This window comes from Xenorhabdus sp. SGI240 (genome assembly GCF_040081915.1).
Taxonomy (GTDB): domain Bacteria; phylum Pseudomonadota; class Gammaproteobacteria; order Enterobacterales; family Enterobacteriaceae; genus Xenorhabdus; species Xenorhabdus bakwenae.
Map to the genome: position 1 here is coordinate 107010 of NZ_JBEBMB010000004.1, position 19726 is coordinate 126735.

Genomic DNA, 19726 nt, shown 5'->3' on the forward strand with positions numbered 1-19726 from the left:
GATTAACGTACCTTCAGCGTTGCCAGACCAATCAACACTAGCATCAAGGAAATAATCCAAAAGCGCACGATAACGCGTGGCTCCGGCCAACCTTTCAATTCATAGTGATGGTGAATCGGTGCCATACGGAAAATGCGCTGTCCACGCAGTTTGAATGATCCAACCTGCAAAATGACCGACAACGTTTCCACCACAAAAACCCCGCCCATGATGATCAGCAGGAACTCCTGGCGCAGTAATACGGCAATGGTTCCCAGTGCTCCACCCAGAGCCAATGAACCAACATCGCCCATAAACACTTGCGCCGGATAAGTGTTAAACCACAAGAAACCCAGCCCGGCGCCGACAATCGCAGTACAGACAATCACCAGTTCACCTGCATGGCTCAAATAAGGGATATGCAGGTAGTTCGCAAAATTCACGTTACCTGTTGCCCATGCCACCAAAGCAAAACCGGCTGCAACAAGTACTGTTGGCATAATGGCGAGACCATCTAATCCATCCGTCAGGTTCACCGCGTTACTGGTTCCGACAATCACAAAATAAGTCAGCAAAATGTAAAGCAAGCCCAGTTGTGGCATAACCTCTTTGAAGAATGGTACGACTAATTGTGTTGCCGCTGTCTCTTTGCCGATGCTGTACATAGCAAACGCAACACCCAATGCAATAACGGATTGCCAGAAATATTTCCAACGAGCAATTAGTCCCTTGGTATCCTTACGCACCACTTTGCGGTAGTCATCCACAAACCCGACGACGCCATAACCGACTAAAACAAGTAAGACACACCAGACATAAGGATTATCCAGACGAGCCCACAGCAGCACAGAACTCGTGATGGAGAACAAAATCAACAATCCTCCCATTGTCGGTGTCCCACGCTTGCTAAAATGGGATTCAGGGCCGTTGTCGCGTACAACTTGACCTATCTGCAATTTTTGCAGATAAGCGATCAAAGTTGGTCCCATCCATAGCGCGATGAATAATGCAGTAAGCAAGCCGACGATGGCTCTGAACGTCAAATAAGAGAAGACGTTAAAGCCCGTGTGATACTTAACCAAATATTCGGCCAGCCAAACTAACATTGGAAGTTCTCCTTCAGTACGTTCACTACCTCTTCCATCGCGGCACTGCGTGAACCTTTAATTAATAGGGAAATCATTTCTTGTTGTTCCAATAAAGGAAGCAGCGCTGCAACCAATTCAGCCTTGTTCGCAAAATGCTGCCCCCGACCACTCGCGTCACTAATATGGGCACTGAAAGCCCCGACGCTGAGGACCTTATCTATATTTGTGGATGCCACGGCTTCACCCACCTCACGATGGCACTCAATCGCCTGCTCCCCCAACTCGCCCATGTCACCAACAACCATGACCCGATAACCGGACATCTTCGCCAGCACATTCGCCGCCGCAATCATGGAGCCGGGATTCGCATTATAGGTGTCGTCTAATATCACCTTTCCCTCAGTCAGAGAGATAGGAAACAAACGTCCTGCAACCGCTTTCAACCCCGATAATCCGGTACGAATATCATCCAGTGATGCACCAACAGAAATTGCCAGCGCACTGGCTGCCAATGCATTGGCAACATTGTGTTTGCCCGGCAATGGCAATGTCAGTTCAACGCTGCCAATTGGGCTATGGAGACAAAAATGCGTAGACAACGGTTGTTCTAAAATGTCCGTCGCGTAAAAATCCGCTCCCGTCGTTGATGATGCGGAAAAGCGCCATACGGTTTGCTGCTCGCTAATGCTGTGCTGCCAATTTTCCCAATCATGGCTATCCAGATTGATTATGGCGGTTCCGGTCGGAGCAAGGCCGGCAAAGATTTCACCTTTAGCCTTTGCCACCCCCGCTAAAGAGCCAAACCCTGCCAAATGGGCAGAAAAGAGGTTATTGACTAATGCGCTTTCAGGACGCGTCATTTCCGTGGTGTAAGCAATCTCACCAATATGGTTGGCACCCAGTTCAATAACAGCAAACTGATGCGCATCAGTCAGTCTGAACAGGGTCAATGGCACCCCAATGTCATTATTGAAATTGCCTGCGGTATAAAGGGTATTTCCACACTGACGCAAGATTGCCGCTGTCATCTCTTTTACCGACGTTTTCCCCGACGAGCCGGTTAAAGCCACAATTCGCGCTTTACTTTGCTGACGAACCCAGCCCGCGAGTTTTCCCATTGCCAGACGCGTGTCCTTGACCACAACCTGCGGGCAATCAATATCCAGACGACGGCTGACCAATAAAACACCGGCATCCTGCTGTACTACATCAGCGGCGAAATCGTGGGCATCAAATTTTTCCCCTTTTAAGGCAATAAACAAACCGCCATGCACGATGTTACGGCTATCCGTTTCCACAGTATGAATTGGCAAAGTTTCAGCTTGCTGCGCGGTAACGCGATATAACAAACCATCCGTCAACTGTGCCAATTGTTGTAGGGTCAGAGGGATCATGCAATTACCCCCAACAAACGCGCAACAGTCAGGCGATCTGAGTAATCCAGACGACGATTGCCGACCAGTTGGTAATCTTCATGGCCTTTGCCTGCCACCAGAACAACATCTTCTTCGCTTGCCTGCATAATGGCACTGGTGACGGCCTCAACACGCCCATGAATCGCCATCGCCTGCCCCGGATCGATGAACCCTTGCAGGATATCAGCCACAATTGCCCGAGGCTCTTCACTGCGAGGATTATCATCCGTGACAACCACACGATCAGCACCCAGCTCTGCAACGCCGCCCATTAATGGACGTTTACCTTTGTCGCGATCACCCCCACAACCAAATACACACCAGAGTTGCCCCTTACAGTGCAGGCGAGCCGCAGACAATGCTTTTTCCAACGCATCAGGCGTGTGGGCATAATCAACGACAACTGTCGGGCGATCAGCAGCAGAAAAAACTTCCATACGTCCACAAACAGGTTTCAGACAAGAAGCCATCGATAACAATTTATCCAGGGGATAATCCAGAGACAACAAAGTGGCAAGCGCCAGAAGTAAGTTGCTGACATTGAACGCGCCCATCAAAGGGCTATTGAGCGTTCCATTTCCCCAACTGGAAGTAAATGTGATGGATGCACCTTTATCGTGATAATGCACTTCACTGGCTGATAACCAACGCCCCTGCCAATTTTCCGGCAAGTTATTTTCCATTGAGACCGCAACGGCGTCCGGCAGACGGGACAGCCACTTCTGCCCAACCGCATCATCAGCATTGATGATTTTCTGCTTCACATTATGGTGACTAAACAGTCGCCATTTGGCCTCTTCGTAACTTTCCATATCGCCATGATAATCAAGGTGATCACGGCTTAAATTAGTAAAAATAGCAGCCTGAAATGGCAATGCGGCCACGCGTCCCTGAACCAAACCATGTGAAGAGACTTCCATCGCCACAAAAGTGGCATTTTGATGAGCAAGTTGCTGTAAATCAAGCTGAATATCAACCGCAGAACCAGTCGTATTTTCGCTGGGGACTATCATGCCCAACAAACCATTTCCTACTGTTCCCATCACGGCACTGGTTTCGCCAAGCCCCTGGCTCCATTGCGCCAACAGTTGTGTTGTTGTGGTTTTCCCGTTGGTGCCGGTAACGCCAACCAATTTCAGTTTATTGCCGGGATGTTGGTAGAACTCACCCGCCAGTTCGGATAATTTACCATTTAAATCATCCAGATAGATAACAGGCACGCCGTGCATTTTCTGCACTGTGCCGTTATCCGCTGTCCCTTTTGCTTCGGCAATTACCGCCGCGACACCTTGAGCGATGGCTTGAGGAATATATTTCCGACCATCTGTCTGATGCCCCTGAACCGCAACAAACAGATCTCCGGCAGCCGCCTTACGGCTATCCAATGTCATTTCACGCAGCGGAAGCTCCGGTGAATCAACACCCCAAGGAGCCAATAAATCGCGCAAATTACGATCTGCCACTTTTATCCTCTTTATTGTTAATTACAAATTCGTTTTTATCGCCAACAGGCAATGCGTCTGGTTCAACATTCATGGTACGCAGAACCACACTCATGATGGCACCGAAGATAGGCGCTGAAACTGCACCACCATAATATTTGCCTGCCTGTGGATCATTAATGATCACAACCAATGAGAACCGTGGATGACTCGCAGGTGCAACCCCTGCGGTGTAAGAAATATACTTATTGACGTACTTACCATCCGGCCCGACTTTTTTTGCCGTCCCCGTTTTAATCGCAATGCGATAACCTTTTATCGCAGCCCGTACTCCTCCTCCTCCCGGTAATGCCACACTCTCCATCATGTGTACCACTGTCCGCATAACAGATTCAGGGAATACCCGGGCGCCCGGAACGGGTGGATCGACTTTAGTAATTGACAACGGGCGATAAATACCCAAACTGCCTATCGTTGCGTAGACTCGCGCTAACTGTAACGGTGTTACCATTAGCCCGTAGCCGAAAGAAAAGGTGGCCCTGTCAAGATCTGACCACCGTTGTTTATTGGTTGGAAATAAGCCACTACTTTCTCCGACCAACCCCAAATTGGTCGGTTTTCCCATCCCAAAGCGTGAATAAACATCCACCACCTCTGAGGCAGGCATCGCTAACGCCAGCTTGGAAACACCCACGTTACTCGACTTCTGTAAGATCCCGGTGATAGTTAACTCAGGACGGGGCGCAACGTCTTTGATTTCATGCCCCCGCGAACCGTAGGTTAAGCGGTATGGCCGGGTATCTAACACCGTATTTTCTTTGACAATGCCACTATTCAGTGCACTCATCACCACCAGCGGTTTCACCGTGGAGCCAGGCTCAAAAATGTCGGTGATGGCGCGGTTACGCATCGCATCTTTCGGTGTTCCAGCCAAATTATTGGGGTTATAAGACGGGCTGTTTGCCATCGCCAAAACTTCGCCGGTGTTGACATCAACCAGTACCGCTGTACCTGATTCGGCTTTATTCAGTGCAACCGCTTTCGTCAATTCTCGATACACCAACGTCTGAAGACGCTCATCAATACTGAGCGTCAGATCGTGGGCCGCCCTGCTATCGGTAGAGGAGATATCTTCGATGACACGCCCGGTACGATCTTTACGAACGGTTCGACTTCCCGGCATACCTGTCAGCCAGTTATCAAAACTCTTTTCAACGCCCTCAATACCTTTGCCATCAATGTTAGTCACCCCAATAATATGTGCGGTCACTTGCCCTGCCGGATAATAACGCCGGGATTCCTGACGCAAATAAATACCGGGTAGCTTTAATTTCTCGACATAATCGCCGATAGAAGTGTTCACCTGGCGGGCAAGGTAAACAAAACGCCCCTTGGGATATTCGCTAATTTTACTGGTTAACTGTTCAAGAGGGATAGAAAGAGCATCAGCCAAAGCCTGCCAGCGGGTGTCATTTGTGATGCCACCTTTTTCAAACACTTCCTTGGGATCTGCCCAGACCGCATCAACAGGTACACTCACCGCCAGTGGGCGCCCATTGCGATCATTAATCATGCCACGGGCAGTCGGGATAGATTGGATGCGCAGGGAACGCGAATCACCTTCTTTTACCAAACGATCAGGATTGATAATCTGCAAATAGGCAACACGAATCAAAAGCCCGATTAAAGCAACCCCAATGCCTCCACACAGCAAGGCAAAACGCCAGCTTACAAAACTTGCTTTATCTTCTTGCTTTTTCAACTTTAAAGAGCGTGCAGCTTTCATCGCCCACCTTTTGGTTGTCAACTGGACTTATTGAGTAATCACAATATTCTCTTTACTTGGATCAACGTGTTGCATCTGCAATTTTTCAGTTGCGATCCGTTCAACCCGACTGTGATCACCCAATGCGTTCTCTTCAAGGAGCAGGTTACGCCACTCAATATCCCGAACATCAAGCTCGATCACATGAAGCTCTTTTTCCGCAGTCAATAAGCGGGTTTGATGTGCGACCGTCACAACACCGATGGCTGAAACGACAACTGCCACCAGTAAAATCAGTGGAAGTTTGGCATGACGAATTAAATCATTACCCATCACTCCAACTAACCCATGACGTTCAGCAGCCATCATTCACCCGCCTTTTCAGCAAACCGTAAAACCGAGCTTCGCGCTCTTGGGTTTGTGCCGACTTCACCCTCTGAGGGTTTCATTTTGCCAATGGATTTCAGACTTCTTCCCCCCAGCGTTTTTAACTGCGCTTCCGTGAGAGGCAAACCGACTGGAACCTGCGGTCCCTGACTGTGTTGTCGGATAAAGCGTTTCACTATGCGATCTTCCAACGAATGGAAACTGATGACAGATAATCGCCCTTGTGGTGCCAGAATGCGCAGTGCGCCATCCAATGCACGTTCTATCTCTTCCAGTTCACTGTTAATGTAAATCCTGATAGCCTGAAAGCTGCGTGTTGCCGGATGCTTATGCTTTTCTTTAACCGGGCTTGCCTGAGCAATTAACGCTGCCAGCTCGCGGGTACGCGTAAGAGGCTGTTCCTGATTGCGTGCCACAATGGCCTTCGCTATACGCTTGGCAAAACGTTCTTCGCCAAATGTTTTCAGCACCCATGCGATATCCTCTGCTTCAGCCTTCATCAACCACTCTGCGGCAGACTGCCCCCGTGTGGTATCCATGCGCATATCCAACGGCCCGTCACGCATAAATGAAAAACCACGTTCAGGATCATCCAGCTGTGGGGAAGAAACCCCTAAATCCAGTAATACGCCATTAATTTTTCCAACCAGACCCGCGTCTTCTACATACGTTGCCAATTCTGAAAATGGCCCATGAGTAATAGAAAAACGCTTGTCAGTAATGGCCTTTGACGCTTCTATAGCTTGTGGATCACGATCGATCGCCATCAGACGTCCATTAGGACCCAATTTCGACAAAATCAGGCGAGAATGCCCCCCACGTCCAAATGTTCCATCGATATAAATTCCATCTTCTTGAATATTCAATCCATTGACAGCTTCATCCAGCAGTACACTGGTATGTTCAAAATGACTCTTTGCCATGTTTATAGTGATAAATCCTGTAGTCTTGCTGATAGAGGTTCTTGTGTGGATTGTTCAACCGCAATATCATCTTGTACCTGTTGATACCAGACTTGTTCATCCCACAATTCAAATTTATTAAATTGCCCAACCAGCATGACCTCTTTTGTTAGCCCTGCGTGCTGACGCAGTGTGCTGGCTAATAAAAGACGTCCTGCACTGTCCATTTGACATTCACTGGCGTGTCCCAATAACAAACGTTGAACTCGACGTTCGGCTGGATTCATGCTGGATAAGCGAGATAATTTTTTTTCGATGATTTCCCATTCGGGTAATGTATAAAGCAACAAGCACGGCTGATGAAGATCAATAGTACAAACCATTTGGCCTGTTGATACTTCATTCAGCATTTCTCTATATCGGGCTGGTACAGTGAGCCGCCCTTTGCTATCGAGATTAACCAGTGTTGCTCCACGAAACATACTCAGGTTACCCCTTGATGGCCCAAATCGCCACATTATCCCACAAATCACCACAATTAAGAGTTTACGGATGGTATGAAAACCTTGTCAAGCCAGAGCCAGTGCGCTTTAGCTAGATTTACAGAAAGATTCGGAAGAGAAAAAGAAGGATTTTTTAGTTTTGGCTATATTAATAATAGATAACACTATGATAATTTTGAATAATTTAATAAATCTGTAGAGAGCCTTATTCGGGATGGAATTTAGTGTAATTAATTACCACTTAAATTAATTTATGTAACTCATATCTCATTGTTGATTAATTGTTAATCATCATAAACATATTAATAATAACTATATATTTAGGTTACAATAGCATAAAAAATAGTAACATATTGAAATTTTGTATTTATCTAAAAATATAAAATGACTACATATCAATCAAGTAAAAAATAATATCCAAATAACAAATAACACACATAAACAATAATTTTCTGTTACAAAATTATTTATCCTGTGAATTTAAATAACACATTATCGATTTTCGCGGTCATAAAAATCCGTTTAGCAGAATTTTAGTAAGAATAATCTCAAAATTACCTCAACAAGCGTATTTTGATGATTTTAGGCAGGCAAACAGCACCCTCATCTTTAATGAGGGTGCTCAATTAGGCTTTTCGGCTTAACTTGCCGCGACGGCATAGATGACGACGCATTCGGGTTATTCCAGGAGTTGGACGCTGCTTTTCATCCAAACTGGCTAATACCAGTTCAAGGGCACGTTCAGCGACATCACGATGGCGTTGTGCCACCGACAATACCGGACATTCAAGGAAATCAAGCAACTCATGATCACCAAATGTGGCAATAACCAATGGATTTGGTAAACGGCCACTGCGCTTGAGGAGTGTATCCATGACGCCCTGAAGTAATGCAAATGAAGTGGTATACAAGGCCTGAGGAACAGGGTTTGCCTCCAACCATGACGCAAATATTTCAGCCGCAGCTTCACGTTCATAGCTATTGGCATAAAGGTAGTTAACTTCTCGTGGATCATGCTCCCATGCTTCGCGGAAACCTTGCTCACGCAAGAAACTGACCGATAATTCAGGCAATGCCCCCAAATAAAGGACAGATTCAGCCGGGAATTGACGCAACTCCTGTGCCAACATCTTCGCATCTTCGAGATCATCGCCAACCACACTGATAAAGTGTTCACGGTCCAAAGCACGGTCAAGTGCGATGATTGGCAATGTGCGATTTGCCCAACGTTGGTAGAAAGGATGCTCAGGCGGCAAAGCGGTGGAAACAATGATAGCATCGACCTGACGTTGCAAAAGATGTTCAACACAGCGCATTTCATTATCAGGCTGATCTTCAGAACATGCGATCAATAACTGGTAGCCACGCTGCCGTGCCTGGCGTTCAAGATAATTGGCAATACGTGTGTAACTGGTATTTTCCAAGTCGGGTATGACTAAACCAATTGAACGGGTTCGCCCCGCCCGAAGGCCAGCAGCGACAGCATTGGGATGATAATTATGCTCCCTGACCACTGCCATCACTTTTTCTACTGTCTTATCGCTGACCCGATACTGCCTGGCTTTACCATTGATGACATAACTGGCCGTAGTACGTGAAACACCTGCTAAGCGGGCGATCTCATCCAGTTTCACATTAACCCCTCAGTAAGATGATGAAAAAGCCCTACTTTACAGTAGGGCTCAATGAATATCTGTATTTTAACCCGCAGATTACGATTTTTCATCGCATAATTTTATCTCCGCGCGAGACACCAACTATACCCGATCGCGCGACTTCGACAATCTCTGCCACGTCTCTGACGGAATCAAGAAAAGCGTCCAGTTTTTCACTCGTTCCCACTAATTGGACGGTATAGAGTGTTGAAGTCACATCAACGATCTGGCCGCGAAAAATATCTGTGCTGCGCTTAATCTCTTCCCGTCCATATCCACTGGCTTGTAATTTAACCAGCATGATTTCACGCTCAACATGAGGCCCTGCGGTTAATTCGTTGACTCGCAATACATCCACCAACTTATGCAATTGCTTTTCAATTTGCTCCAATACCTTGGCATCACCTTTGGTTTGAATGGTCATGCGTGACAACGTGGGATCTTCAGTAGGAGCAACGGTCAAACTTTCGATGTTATAACCCCGTTGGGAAAACAAGCCAACTACGCGGGATAAGGCTCCCGATTCGTTTTCAAGTAATACAGACAAAATCCAGCGCATGATCAGGTCCTCTCTGTTTTGCTTAACCACATTTCATCCATTGCTCCGCCTCGGATCTGCATGGGATAAACATGTTCTGTCTCATCAACGGTAACATCCACAAAAACCAGACGGTGATTTTCAGTCACTTCATGCAGTGCCCGAGCCAATTTAGCCTCCAACTCATCGTAAGTTTGGATGGAGATACCTATATGCCCATAAGATTCTGCCAATTTGACGAAATCAGGCAGGGATTCCATGTAGGATTGAGAATGACGCCCCGCGTATATCATATCCTGCCATTGTTTCACCATACCCAAGAAACGGTTATTCAGATTCAGTACCAGAACAGGCAGACCATATTGCAGGGCAGTAGATAATTCTTGAATATTCATCTGGATACTGCCATCCCCTGTTACACACACGACCGTGGCTTCCGGTTTTGCCAACTTCACACCAAGCGCCGCCGGCAAACCAAACCCCATCGTTCCTAAACCACCGGAATTGATCCACCGTCTCGGTTTATCAAATGGATAATGCAGAGCAGCAAACATTTGATGCTGACCCACATCTGACGCAATATAGGCTTCCCCTTTGGTTAGACGATAAAGGGTTTCAATAACGGCCTGTGGCTTGATTTTCACTGTCGTGTGATCGTAATCAAGGCACTTGCGGCTGCGCCACTGTTCAATGGCAAGCCACCAATCTTTCAGGGCATCAGGATCTTGGGTATCTTCTATGGAATCCAATAATTCCAGCATCTGACCAAGTACCTGTTTAGCATCGCCAACAATCGGGATATCCGCCGTTACCGTTTTGGAAATCGAGGTGGGATCGATATCAATATGTAATACAGTCGCTTCCGGGCAATATTTTTCCAGGTTATTAGTTGTTCTATCGTCAAAACGTACACCCACGGCAAAAATGACATCCGAGTTGTGCATCGCTTTATTCGCTTCGAAAGTCCCATGCATTCCCAGCATGCCCAGACTTTGGCGATGCGTTGCAGGAAATGCGCCCAATCCCATCAACGAACTGACGACCGGAATGTGCAAATATTCAACCAACTTCAACAGTTCAGTGGTACATGCTGAATTTATGGTTCCCCCCCCGACATAAATCACCGGTTTTTTTGCTGCCACCAGCGTCTTCAATGCACGTTTAATTTGCCCCTTGTGTCCCTGTACCGTCGGGTTATAAGAACGCAGGTTAATTTTTTCAGGATACACATACGGGAATTTCAATGCAGGATTGACGGTATCTTTAGGAAAATCGATAACAACAGGCCCTGGCCGGCCACTTGCGGCCAGGTAAAAAGCTTTTTTAATCGTATCTGGGATATCTTCTGCTTTTTTTATCAGGAAACTATGCTTCACAATGGGGCGGGAAATTCCCACCATGTCGCACTCTTGAAAAGCATCATTACCTATCAGGGAACTAGCAACCTGACCAGATAACACGACCATAGGAATTGAATCCATGTATGCCGTTGCAATGCCCGTAACAGCATTGGTTGCCCCCGGCCCGGAGGTGACTAAAACAACCCCGACTTTTCCCGTACAACGCGCATAGCCATCCGCCATATGAACAGCACCCTGTTCATGACGCACTAAAATGTGTTCGATTCCCCCAATCGTATGCAGGGCATCATAAATATCCAGTACCGCCCCGCCCGGATAACCGAACACGTGTTCAACGCCCTGATCGATTAGCGATCTGACAACCATTTCGGCTCCTGACAACATCTCCATCGAGTTTGCCTCCAGGCTCTGTTTGCAAGTTAATCGTCGTAATTTCATAAGGTAGCGAAAAGTTACCTTATTTATTCCATTTCTTATATATTCTATAACGCTAAGTTAACTAACATAACGTTAGATACAAGTGTTAGCAAACATCAATTTACATCTTGAAAACATTCGTTGAAGAAGAGCCGAACTTTTGCCTATTTTCAATCCAGATACATAGATTCAATTTCGCGCTGATAACGCTCAACAATAACCTTACGGCGCAATTTCAATGTCGGCGTTAATTCTCCTTTTTCCATTGAGAAAGCTTCCGGCAAAAGAATAAATCGTTTGACCTGATGGAATTTAACAATATTTTTTTGCATTTCCTTTAGGCGTCGTTCAAACAACGCGACAACCTGGTGATTGCGCAGCAACTCAAGACGATCACGGTAATGGAGGTTGATAGATTTCGCGTATTCTTCCAGCGCGTCATAACTGGGCACAATCAACGCAGAAACGAATTGGCGGGCATCAGCAATGACGGCAATATGTTCAATAAAACGATCTTGTCCTAACATCCCTTCAATCATTTGCGGCGCAATATATTTGCCTGTTGACGTTTTCATCAGATCTTTCAGGCGCTCGGTAATATACAGATTACCATTAGCGTCCAGTCTTCCGGCATCGCCTGTCCGCAACCAGCCATCCTCCGTAAAGGCATGAACCGTTTCCTCCGGGCGGTTGAAGTAACCTTTCATGACAATAGAGCCACGCACCTGGATCTCCCCTTCCGCACTAATGCGAACATCAATATCAGGTAATGGCGTACCAATTGAACCCAACAGATAATTTTTTTCTTCCCAGCAAGATACCGTGGCACACGTTTCTGTCATGCCGTACCCATATTTGATATCCAGGCCAACGGACAGAAAAAAACGGGTAATGGCATCGTCGAGGCGTGCTCCCGCCACGGGCAAGAAACGTACTCGCCCTCCTAAAAGACCACGGAGCTTATTCAACACCAATTTGTCAGCCAATTGATAACTACAACGCGTGAATGGGCAACCTTTTTTATTCTCCTGCTGACGCATCCAGTGCGCTTCTCCCCGTTTCAAGGCCCAATTAAAAATCATCCTACGCCAAAAAGGCGCACGGGAAACTTTTTCTAAGATCGCGCTATGAACTTTTTCATAAAAACGGGGGACAGAACACATCACTGTCGGATGCACATCAGACATAGCTTCACGCACCAGATTCGTATCTGTTAAATAGACGTTCAGGGCACCCGTGTGCATGACATAATAACTCCACGCCCGCTCAAAAATATGGGACAGCGGCAAAAAGCAGAGCGATACATCCTGGTTGGTCAATGTTAATCTCTGGTCATGCAGATAAAGCTGTGCCGCCATATTCCGATAATCCAGCATCACCCCTTTTGGCTCTCCCGTTGTGCCAGAGGTATACATTAACGTGAAAAGGTCATTCAAATCCTGATCCGCAATACGGCGATTAAGTTCTGCCTGATATTGCGAATAATCATTGTCAATAAAAGCGGATAAATACAATGCCTGCGGGCATCCTTTCAAGTCGACAGATTGATCCATAACAATGAGATGAGCAAGTTGAGGACACAGCTCAACCAGTGATACTGCAATGTCATATTGCTCCTGCCCGCCAACAAATAACACCTGCACACCTGCATCATTAAGAATAAAGGCAGCCTGATCACCCGTATTAGTCGCGTATAATGGCACTGTCACAGCCCGAAGCTGAAGAATGGCTAAGTCAGCCAATGACCATGCCATACCATTCTGGGCAAAAATACCCACTTTCCCCTGCACTTCTATTCCCAATGACAATAATGCGTTTGCCACGGATCTCGTTGTACGTTCAACCTGCCGCCAATTCATTTCCAACTGTTCTGATGGTGACCATTGCCGAAAGGCAATTTTTTCTGGATATTCATTGAATTGTTGCTGCAAGCGATTAACCAAGTGATAGGCGTGCAGAGGATCTGTTATCACAATATATTCCTGTATAAATATTTCATTCAGCGTCTGAGTGTATTCTCTACTTTCAGCTTACAGATGTTAGCTATTTGCGCGCAGTCTACCTATTCCTAGTAAAAGGGGGAAGTCCATTTTTGATAGAGCGCTATCCCTGTATGCAGCTATCTTGTATACAACATAGGGATAGACTCTTATTTCATCTATACCAATCCAACTTCAAGATGCGTGTTATATTTCCCCGTACAGCGGGGAAATATAAGGCCTTGCGTCGTCTGGCGGATTACAACTTGAAGTTTATCGCGTATATTCTGCTTGAGCGTGATCTATTCTTGCTTACCAAGATGACTTAACAATGATTTCATCCACTGATGGCCTTGATCCCGCTCTGTTGCACCATGCCATATCAAATAACAAGGACGAAAAATCGGACCATTAGGCAAAGAGACTGAACAGATATTTAACTGCTCAGAATAGTGCTCAACCATCCATTTGGGCACTATGGCAACTAAATAAGTCTGCGAGACAATATTAAGAACGCTATTTAAATCCGTTCCCTGATAAGAAACAGAACGCAATAACTCATTATTTTCATAGTAAGGCTTACTAAATGAATCTATGTTATCCAACGCAACGATGGCATGTCTTTCTTCCTGCAATTGTTGCTGAGTAATTCGCTCACTAATTCTGGGGTGATGTTTAGAAACAGCCAAAACCAATTCATCATTAAACAGAGAATAATTATGGAAATTAGAACATTCCAATTGATTATAGCTGATAACAAACTCTATTTCCTGATATTTTAATTTTTTCCCAACACCATCATTAATTTGTGTTTTAATGACAACTTCGATATTAGAATCATGTTTTTTTACCTGCCCAACAATTTGAGCAGCTAAACGAATATCAAGAGGACTACAAATAGAGAGATGAAATACTCTCGTACTCTTATTGGGATCAAATCCCACTCCAGGCAGTTCATTATGGACAATTTGCAGTGCCTGTCTGAGTGGCCCAAAAAGCTGTTTTGCTCTCGCCGTTGGCTGAATACCCCGACCATAACGCACAAATAATTCATCACCAAACATGGTTTTCAAACGAGCCACTGCATTACTGACAGCCGGTTGTGACATTCCCAATGCCTGGGCTGCACGTGTAATATTCTGCATTTGCATTACAGTATCAAAAACAGTCAGCAAATTAAGATCCACACTACGCAATTGAATATCGCATGATTCTTTTTTTTCTGTCGTTATTGAGTTGTATTCTGTCATTATTTCACTCCACTAAATTTATAGCAGCGTTCTCATTAAATATGGAAATTAATAAGATCAATTACCCCAATTTATTAAAGAATATATTGAGATTCATTCTTGTACAAAAAAATAAAAAAAACATAACCAATACATTCTTATCTACGTAACCGTAATATTTTTATAGGTATGAATATTAATGTGTTATATATGAATGGTAATAACTCAATTTACATTAATGACTTTTATCAAAAACAATTAGCCAATAATGAAATACCAATCTATCAAAATATAATTTATTAATATTCTGTATGGTTATGACTTCTTAACCTAAAACACGGTGGTTAACATCCATCTATCCTTGTTCCTTATCCATCAGAGCAGGATTTTACTCCATATATAGATATGAAAAATAGATAAAAACATCGCTAAAAATGTAAAAAATAGTCACCAAACTCAACAATTGCTCAATAAAAAACCGAAAATGTGGGCAATCCACGTTAAATTCATACTTATACTGCTTGACATTATTTTTTAGATAACGTATCTATAAAATACATCGACAATTAAAATTAAGTTAACAAATTCACAAAGGTTAGCTCACATGATTCACCCTATTCTTCTACTAAGCCTACTAATTATCGCTTTTAATAATGCGCGTGGTATGTTGGTGGGTGAAAAACAAGGATAAGTTAACCTCCATCAGACACAAAAAACCCGCGCCATGCGCGGGTTTTTTTTACCTGCCGGCGCTCAGAATCAAAAATAAAACCCAGTTACAGAACTAAGTTATCTAATTAAATTAACGAGTTAATCTATTTAACAGGAGTACAACATGAGCCAGCAAGTTATTATTTTCGATACGACGTTACGTGATGGAGAACAGGCGTTACAAGCCAGCCTGAGTGTGAAAGAGAAACTGCAAATCGCTTATGCACTGGAAAGGCTGGGGGTTGATGTCATTGAAGCCGGTTTTCCCGTTTCTTCTCCGGGTGATTTTGAATCAGTCCAAACCATCGCCCGTGAAATCAAAAATAGCCGTATCTGTGCCTTATCCCGCTGTGTTGACAAAGATATCGATGTCGCCGCTGAAGCCCTGAAAGTCGCTGAAGCCTTCCGCCTGCATATGGTACTGGCTACCTCAAATTTGCACGTCGAGCATAAATTAAAAAGAACCTTTGATGATGTTGTGGAAATGGCGGTTCGCTCCATCAGACGAGCGCGCAACTATACCGACGATGTCGAGTTTTCCTGCGAAGATGCAGGCCGTACCGATATCGATAATTTGTGCAAAATTGTCGAGCAGGCCATCAAAGCGGGCGCAACCACCGTCAACATTCCAGACACGGTAGGTTATACCACGCCTTACCAATTTGGCGGTATTATACGCACATTATTTAACCGCGTACCCAATATTGATAAAGCGATTATTTCAGTCCACTGCCACGACGATTTAGGTATGTCCGTCGCTAACTCCATTACCGCCATCCAGGAAGGTGCCCGTCAAATCGAAGGCACGATCAATGGATTAGGAGAACGTGCAGGTAACTGCTCGCTGGAAGAAGTGATTATGACTATCAAAACGCGCCAGCAAATGTTGGGAGTACATACCAATATCAACCATCAAGAAATTTATCGTACCAGTCAGTTAGTTAGCCAAATTAGCAGTACACCGATCCCCGCTCATAAAGCCGTTGTTGGCAGTAATGCGTTTTCCCATTCATCCGGCATTCATCAGGATGGTGTGCTGAAAAATCGTGAAACTTACGAAATCATGACGCCAGAATCTATCGGCTTGAAAGATACCCAGTTGAACCTGACCTCACGTTCTGGACGTGCCGCAGTAAAACATCGTATGACAGAAATGGGCTATCAAGAGAGTGACTACAATTTGGATGTACTGTATCAAGCATTCTTGAAATTGGCAGATAAAAAAGGACAGGTGTTTGATTACGATTTAGAAGCCTTGGTGTTTATCAATCAACAACAGCAAGAACATGAACATTTCCGTCTGGACTATTTCAGTATCCAGTCAGGCTCCAATGTCATACCTACTGCAACCGTTAGTCTGGCCTGTGGAGATGAAATCAAATCTGAAGCCTCAACGGGCAATGGTACTGTTGATGCCATCTATCAGGCCATCAACCGCATGACGGGTTACCCTCTGGAATTAATTTCCTATCAATTATCCGGTAAAGGGCATGGTAAAGATGCGCTCGGTCAAGTTGATATTATCGTGGAATGTTTTGGCCGCCGTTTCCACGGCATGGGCTTGGAAACTGACATTATTGAATCCTCTGCCAAAGCGATGGTCCATGTTCTGAACAATATCTGGCAAGCAGAGCAAGTAGAAAAAGAGAAGCAACGCATCTCCCAAAGCAGTAACCAAGACAGCAATATTCAAAACAATCACCAGAACAACAAAAAGGAAACTGCACAATCATGACCTCAAGCCAATCTATTTCAAATGACGCGACTCAGGGCAAGCAAGAAACCAGGCATTGCCACATTGCTGTTTTGCCGGGTGATGGCATTGGCCCTGAAGTGATGAAGCAAGCCTACAAAGTGTTAGATGCCATCCGTCAACGTTTTAATATCCGTATCACAACCAGCGAATATGATGTGGGGGGGATTGCCATTGATCGTCATGGCACACCTTTGCCTCAAGAAACGATAGCTGGCTGCGAAAAAGCTGACGCGATCCTATTTGGCTCCGTAGGTGGCCCGCAATGGGAACATCTACCGCCCGCCGAACAGCCAGAACGGGGGGCATTATTGCCACTGCGAAAACACTTTAAATTATTCAGCAACTTACGACAGGCGCGCTTATATACAGGCTTAGAATCATTCTGTCCTCTTCGCCATGATATCGCCGCCAAAGGCTTTGATATTTTATGCGTCCGTGAGCTGACAGGCGGAATTTATTTTGGACAACCCAAAGGGCGCGAAGGTGAAGGAAAATATGAGCGTGCTTTTGACACTGAGGTTTATCATCGTTTCGAGATAGAACGGATAGCGCGTATTGCATTTGAATCTGCGCGCAAACGTCGCCATAAGGTGACTTCGATTGATAAAGCGAATGTTTTGCAAAGCTCCGTGTTATGGCGTGAAGCCGTTAGCAAAATTGCCAAAGATTATCCTGACGTTGCAATCGGGCATATGTATATTGATAACGCCACTATGCAGCTTATTAAAGATCCCGCTCAATTTGACGTTCTATTGTGCTCCAATATTTTTGGCGATATTTTATCCGATGAGTGCGCAATGATCACGGGTTCAATGGGCATGTTGCCTTCTGCCAGCCTGAACGAAAAAGGTTTTGGCTTATATGAACCTGCTGGCGGTTCAGCCCCTGATATTGCAGGTAAAAATATCGCCAACCCAATTGCTCAAATATTATCCACAGCACTGTTGCTGCGTTACAGCCTTGGACACCTTGATGCCGCTGATGCTATTGAACGGGCGATCAATCACGCTTTGAAACAAGGTTATCGTACCACTGATCTCGCGGGTAATGACAAAGCGGTCAGCACCAATGCAATGGGCGATATCATTGCACGCTATATCACCGAAGAAGTTTAGAAAAATCTATCCAAAGGGAAATATAAGCATTGAAAAAGGCCAGTAAGATAGCTTACTGGCTGGCAAAAAAGACCATGACTCAACAAATCAGAGGTAAACGCAGCATAAGATGAGTAAAAATGAACACTTTTGGCTGGCTTGATTTTAAATCTGCGTAGATTACGCTTCCAGAAGCGTTAATTCACAGGAAAAGCTAAAGTTATAAACATTTATTGTCTGGCCAGAACCATTTTATTCACTTTTTCTGTGGATATGTATGTGAAAAAGAGCGGGGTAAAACGGGTATACTTTTATTACATATTTTTACACTCTCTATAGCAGAAAATAAATAATCATTATTTTTCATTGCTTTAATGAATTTTACACCCCTTTTAACATTACCTATTACTGATGAAAATTTTTAGCTTTCCTCGCAATGAGCAAATATTAGCCATAGGTGAATTTATCCACAGGATATGCCTTTTAGTTAAACAAAAATCGCCTATTTTTGTAGAAAATATCCTTCATTAGCGCTGTAAATCAAACCAGTGATCTCACTTTTTATCACTTATCCCATAAATCTGTGGATAACATGGTGTAAGATCCTGTTTATTATCACTGTAAATAGGTGAACAATCATAATGAGTCTATTTTTAATGCAGCAAACATCAATGAAAAAATCTTTTATATCATGCTATTATCAAAATGATCATGCTAACGATAAATTAATAATGGTTTTCAAAAATTCATGTGAACATTTTTTAATCAACAAAAAGTATACTCTATAACATGTACTTTACACCGCCAGCACCGCCTGAAAACGAACAACAACTCTTCAATCGTGCCCATTCCCTGGCTGGCTTATCTATGGGTGAACTTGCTGCGTTGGCCAGGCTCTCCATTCCCCCCAATTTAAAACGTGATAAAGGTTGGGTCGGTATGTTGCTTGAATACTATTTAGGCGCAAATGCGGGCAGTAAACCTGAACAAGATTTTGAACATATTGGTGTCGAGTTGAAAACTATCCCTGTGGATAGCAAAGGTTATCCATTAGAAACAACCTTTGTCTGTGTTGCTCCTTTAACAGGTAATAGTGGCATTACCTGGGCAAACTGCCACGTCAGGCGTAAATTATCCCGCGTCCTGTGGATACCGGTTGAGGGGGAAAGAAATATTCCATTATCTGAACGCCGTGTAGGCTCTCCGTTGCTTTGGAGTCCGAATGTGATTGAAGAAGAGTTGCTGCGACGCGATTGGGAAGAACTGATGGATCTTATTGTATTAGGAAAGGTCGAAAGCATTACTGCCCGTCATGGTGAAGTACTGCAATTGCGTCCCAAGGCCGCCAATAGCCGAGCACTGACAGAAGCAATAGGAGAATACGGCCAGCCAATTATGACGTTGCCCAGAGGTTTTTATTTGAAAAAAAACTTTACTGCGCCGTTATTGGCTCGCCATTTCTTCTTGTAACCCTTAATTGGCAGAAACCCTGAATACGCTATTTG

The 19726-nt window shown here is 44.7% G+C and carries 15 protein-coding genes; 3 read left to right on the forward strand and 12 right to left on the reverse strand.

The window, feature by feature from the left end; genetic code table 11:
* Positions 1 to 2: 2 nt before the first annotated feature.
* The 12 genes from mraY to leuO all read right to left on the reverse strand — a co-directional run bounded on the left by mraY (position 3) and on the right by leuO (position 14681).
* Entirely contained in the window at positions 3 to 1085 is a 1083-nt protein-coding gene (mraY, locus tag ABLA76_RS01690; RefSeq protein WP_047767666.1) for a phospho-N-acetylmuramoyl-pentapeptide-transferase, read from the reverse strand.
* Positions 1079 to 2461 (reverse strand): UDP-N-acetylmuramoyl-tripeptide--D-alanyl-D-alanine ligase, encoded by a 1383-nt coding sequence (murF, locus tag ABLA76_RS01695; RefSeq protein WP_348986624.1) that lies wholly within the window; start codon positions 2459 to 2461, stop codon positions 1079 to 1081. The genes mraY and murF overlap by 7 nt, the downstream gene beginning before the upstream one ends.
* On the reverse strand, positions 2458 to 3945 hold the full coding sequence (murE, locus tag ABLA76_RS01700; protein WP_348986625.1) for a UDP-N-acetylmuramoyl-L-alanyl-D-glutamate--2,6-diaminopimelate ligase: 1488 nt from the start codon (positions 3943 to 3945) through the stop codon (positions 2458 to 2460). The genes murF and murE overlap by 4 nt, the downstream gene beginning before the upstream one ends.
* Positions 3932 to 5710, reverse strand: a complete 1779-nt coding sequence (locus ABLA76_RS01705; protein WP_348986626.1) for a peptidoglycan glycosyltransferase FtsI — start codon at positions 5708 to 5710, stop codon at positions 3932 to 3934. The genes murE and ABLA76_RS01705 overlap by 14 nt, the downstream gene beginning before the upstream one ends.
* A 27-nt stretch (positions 5711 to 5737) precedes the next feature.
* Positions 5738 to 6058, reverse strand: coding sequence for a cell division protein FtsL (gene ftsL / locus ABLA76_RS01710; RefSeq protein ID WP_047767659.1), 321 nt, complete (start codon positions 6056 to 6058; stop codon positions 5738 to 5740).
* On the reverse strand, positions 6055 to 6999 hold the full coding sequence (gene rsmH, locus ABLA76_RS01715; protein ID WP_047767657.1) for a 16S rRNA (cytosine(1402)-N(4))-methyltransferase RsmH: 945 nt from the start codon (positions 6997 to 6999) through the stop codon (positions 6055 to 6057). Before rsmH ends, ftsL begins: the two co-directional genes overlap by 4 nt.
* A 2-nt stretch (positions 7000 to 7001) precedes the next feature.
* The gene (gene mraZ / locus ABLA76_RS01720) at positions 7002 to 7460 is read right to left on the reverse strand and encodes a division/cell wall cluster transcriptional repressor MraZ (RefSeq protein ID WP_047767655.1); all 459 of its coding nucleotides are present in this window, start codon (positions 7458 to 7460) and stop codon (positions 7002 to 7004) included.
* A 647-nt stretch (positions 7461 to 8107) separates the two neighbouring features.
* Positions 8108 to 9115: a catabolite repressor/activator gene (gene cra / locus ABLA76_RS01725; protein ID WP_348986627.1), complete on the reverse strand. Its 1008-nt coding sequence runs from the start codon at positions 9113 to 9115 to the stop codon at positions 8108 to 8110.
* Between the two features lie 88 nt (positions 9116 to 9203).
* Entirely contained in the window at positions 9204 to 9695 is a 492-nt protein-coding gene (gene ilvN, locus ABLA76_RS01730) for an acetolactate synthase small subunit (RefSeq protein ID WP_348986628.1), read from the reverse strand.
* Positions 9696 to 9697: 2 nt separating this feature from the next.
* Complete coding sequence (gene ilvI / locus ABLA76_RS01735; protein WP_348986629.1) at positions 9698 to 11425, reverse strand: acetolactate synthase 3 large subunit; 1728 nt, start codon at positions 11423 to 11425, stop codon at positions 9698 to 9700.
* Between the two features lie 197 nt (positions 11426 to 11622).
* A complete protein-coding gene (locus ABLA76_RS01740) occupies positions 11623 to 13425 on the reverse strand; it encodes a long-chain fatty acid--CoA ligase (protein ID WP_348986630.1) in 1803 nt (600 codons plus the stop codon).
* 308 nt (positions 13426 to 13733) lie between these two features.
* On the reverse strand, positions 13734 to 14681 hold the full coding sequence (leuO, locus tag ABLA76_RS01745) for a transcriptional regulator LeuO (protein ID WP_348986631.1): 948 nt from the start codon (positions 14679 to 14681) through the stop codon (positions 13734 to 13736).
* Between the two features lie 814 nt (positions 14682 to 15495).
* On the opposite strand from leuO, the gene leuA reads away from it, so the two are divergent.
* The 3 genes from leuA (at position 15496) to mutH (ending at position 19691) form a co-directional block, all read left to right on the forward strand.
* The gene (gene leuA, locus ABLA76_RS01750; protein WP_348986632.1) at positions 15496 to 17106 is read left to right on the forward strand and encodes a 2-isopropylmalate synthase; all 1611 of its coding nucleotides are present in this window, start codon (positions 15496 to 15498) and stop codon (positions 17104 to 17106) included.
* A complete protein-coding gene (gene leuB / locus ABLA76_RS01755; protein ID WP_348986633.1) occupies positions 17103 to 18242 on the forward strand; it encodes a 3-isopropylmalate dehydrogenase in 1140 nt (379 codons plus the stop codon). The genes leuA and leuB overlap by 4 nt, the downstream gene beginning before the upstream one ends.
* Positions 18243 to 19010: 768 nt before the next feature.
* Positions 19011 to 19691, forward strand: a complete 681-nt coding sequence (gene mutH, locus ABLA76_RS01760; protein WP_285808366.1) for a DNA mismatch repair endonuclease MutH — start codon at positions 19011 to 19013, stop codon at positions 19689 to 19691.
* Positions 19692 to 19726 lie beyond the last annotated feature (35 nt).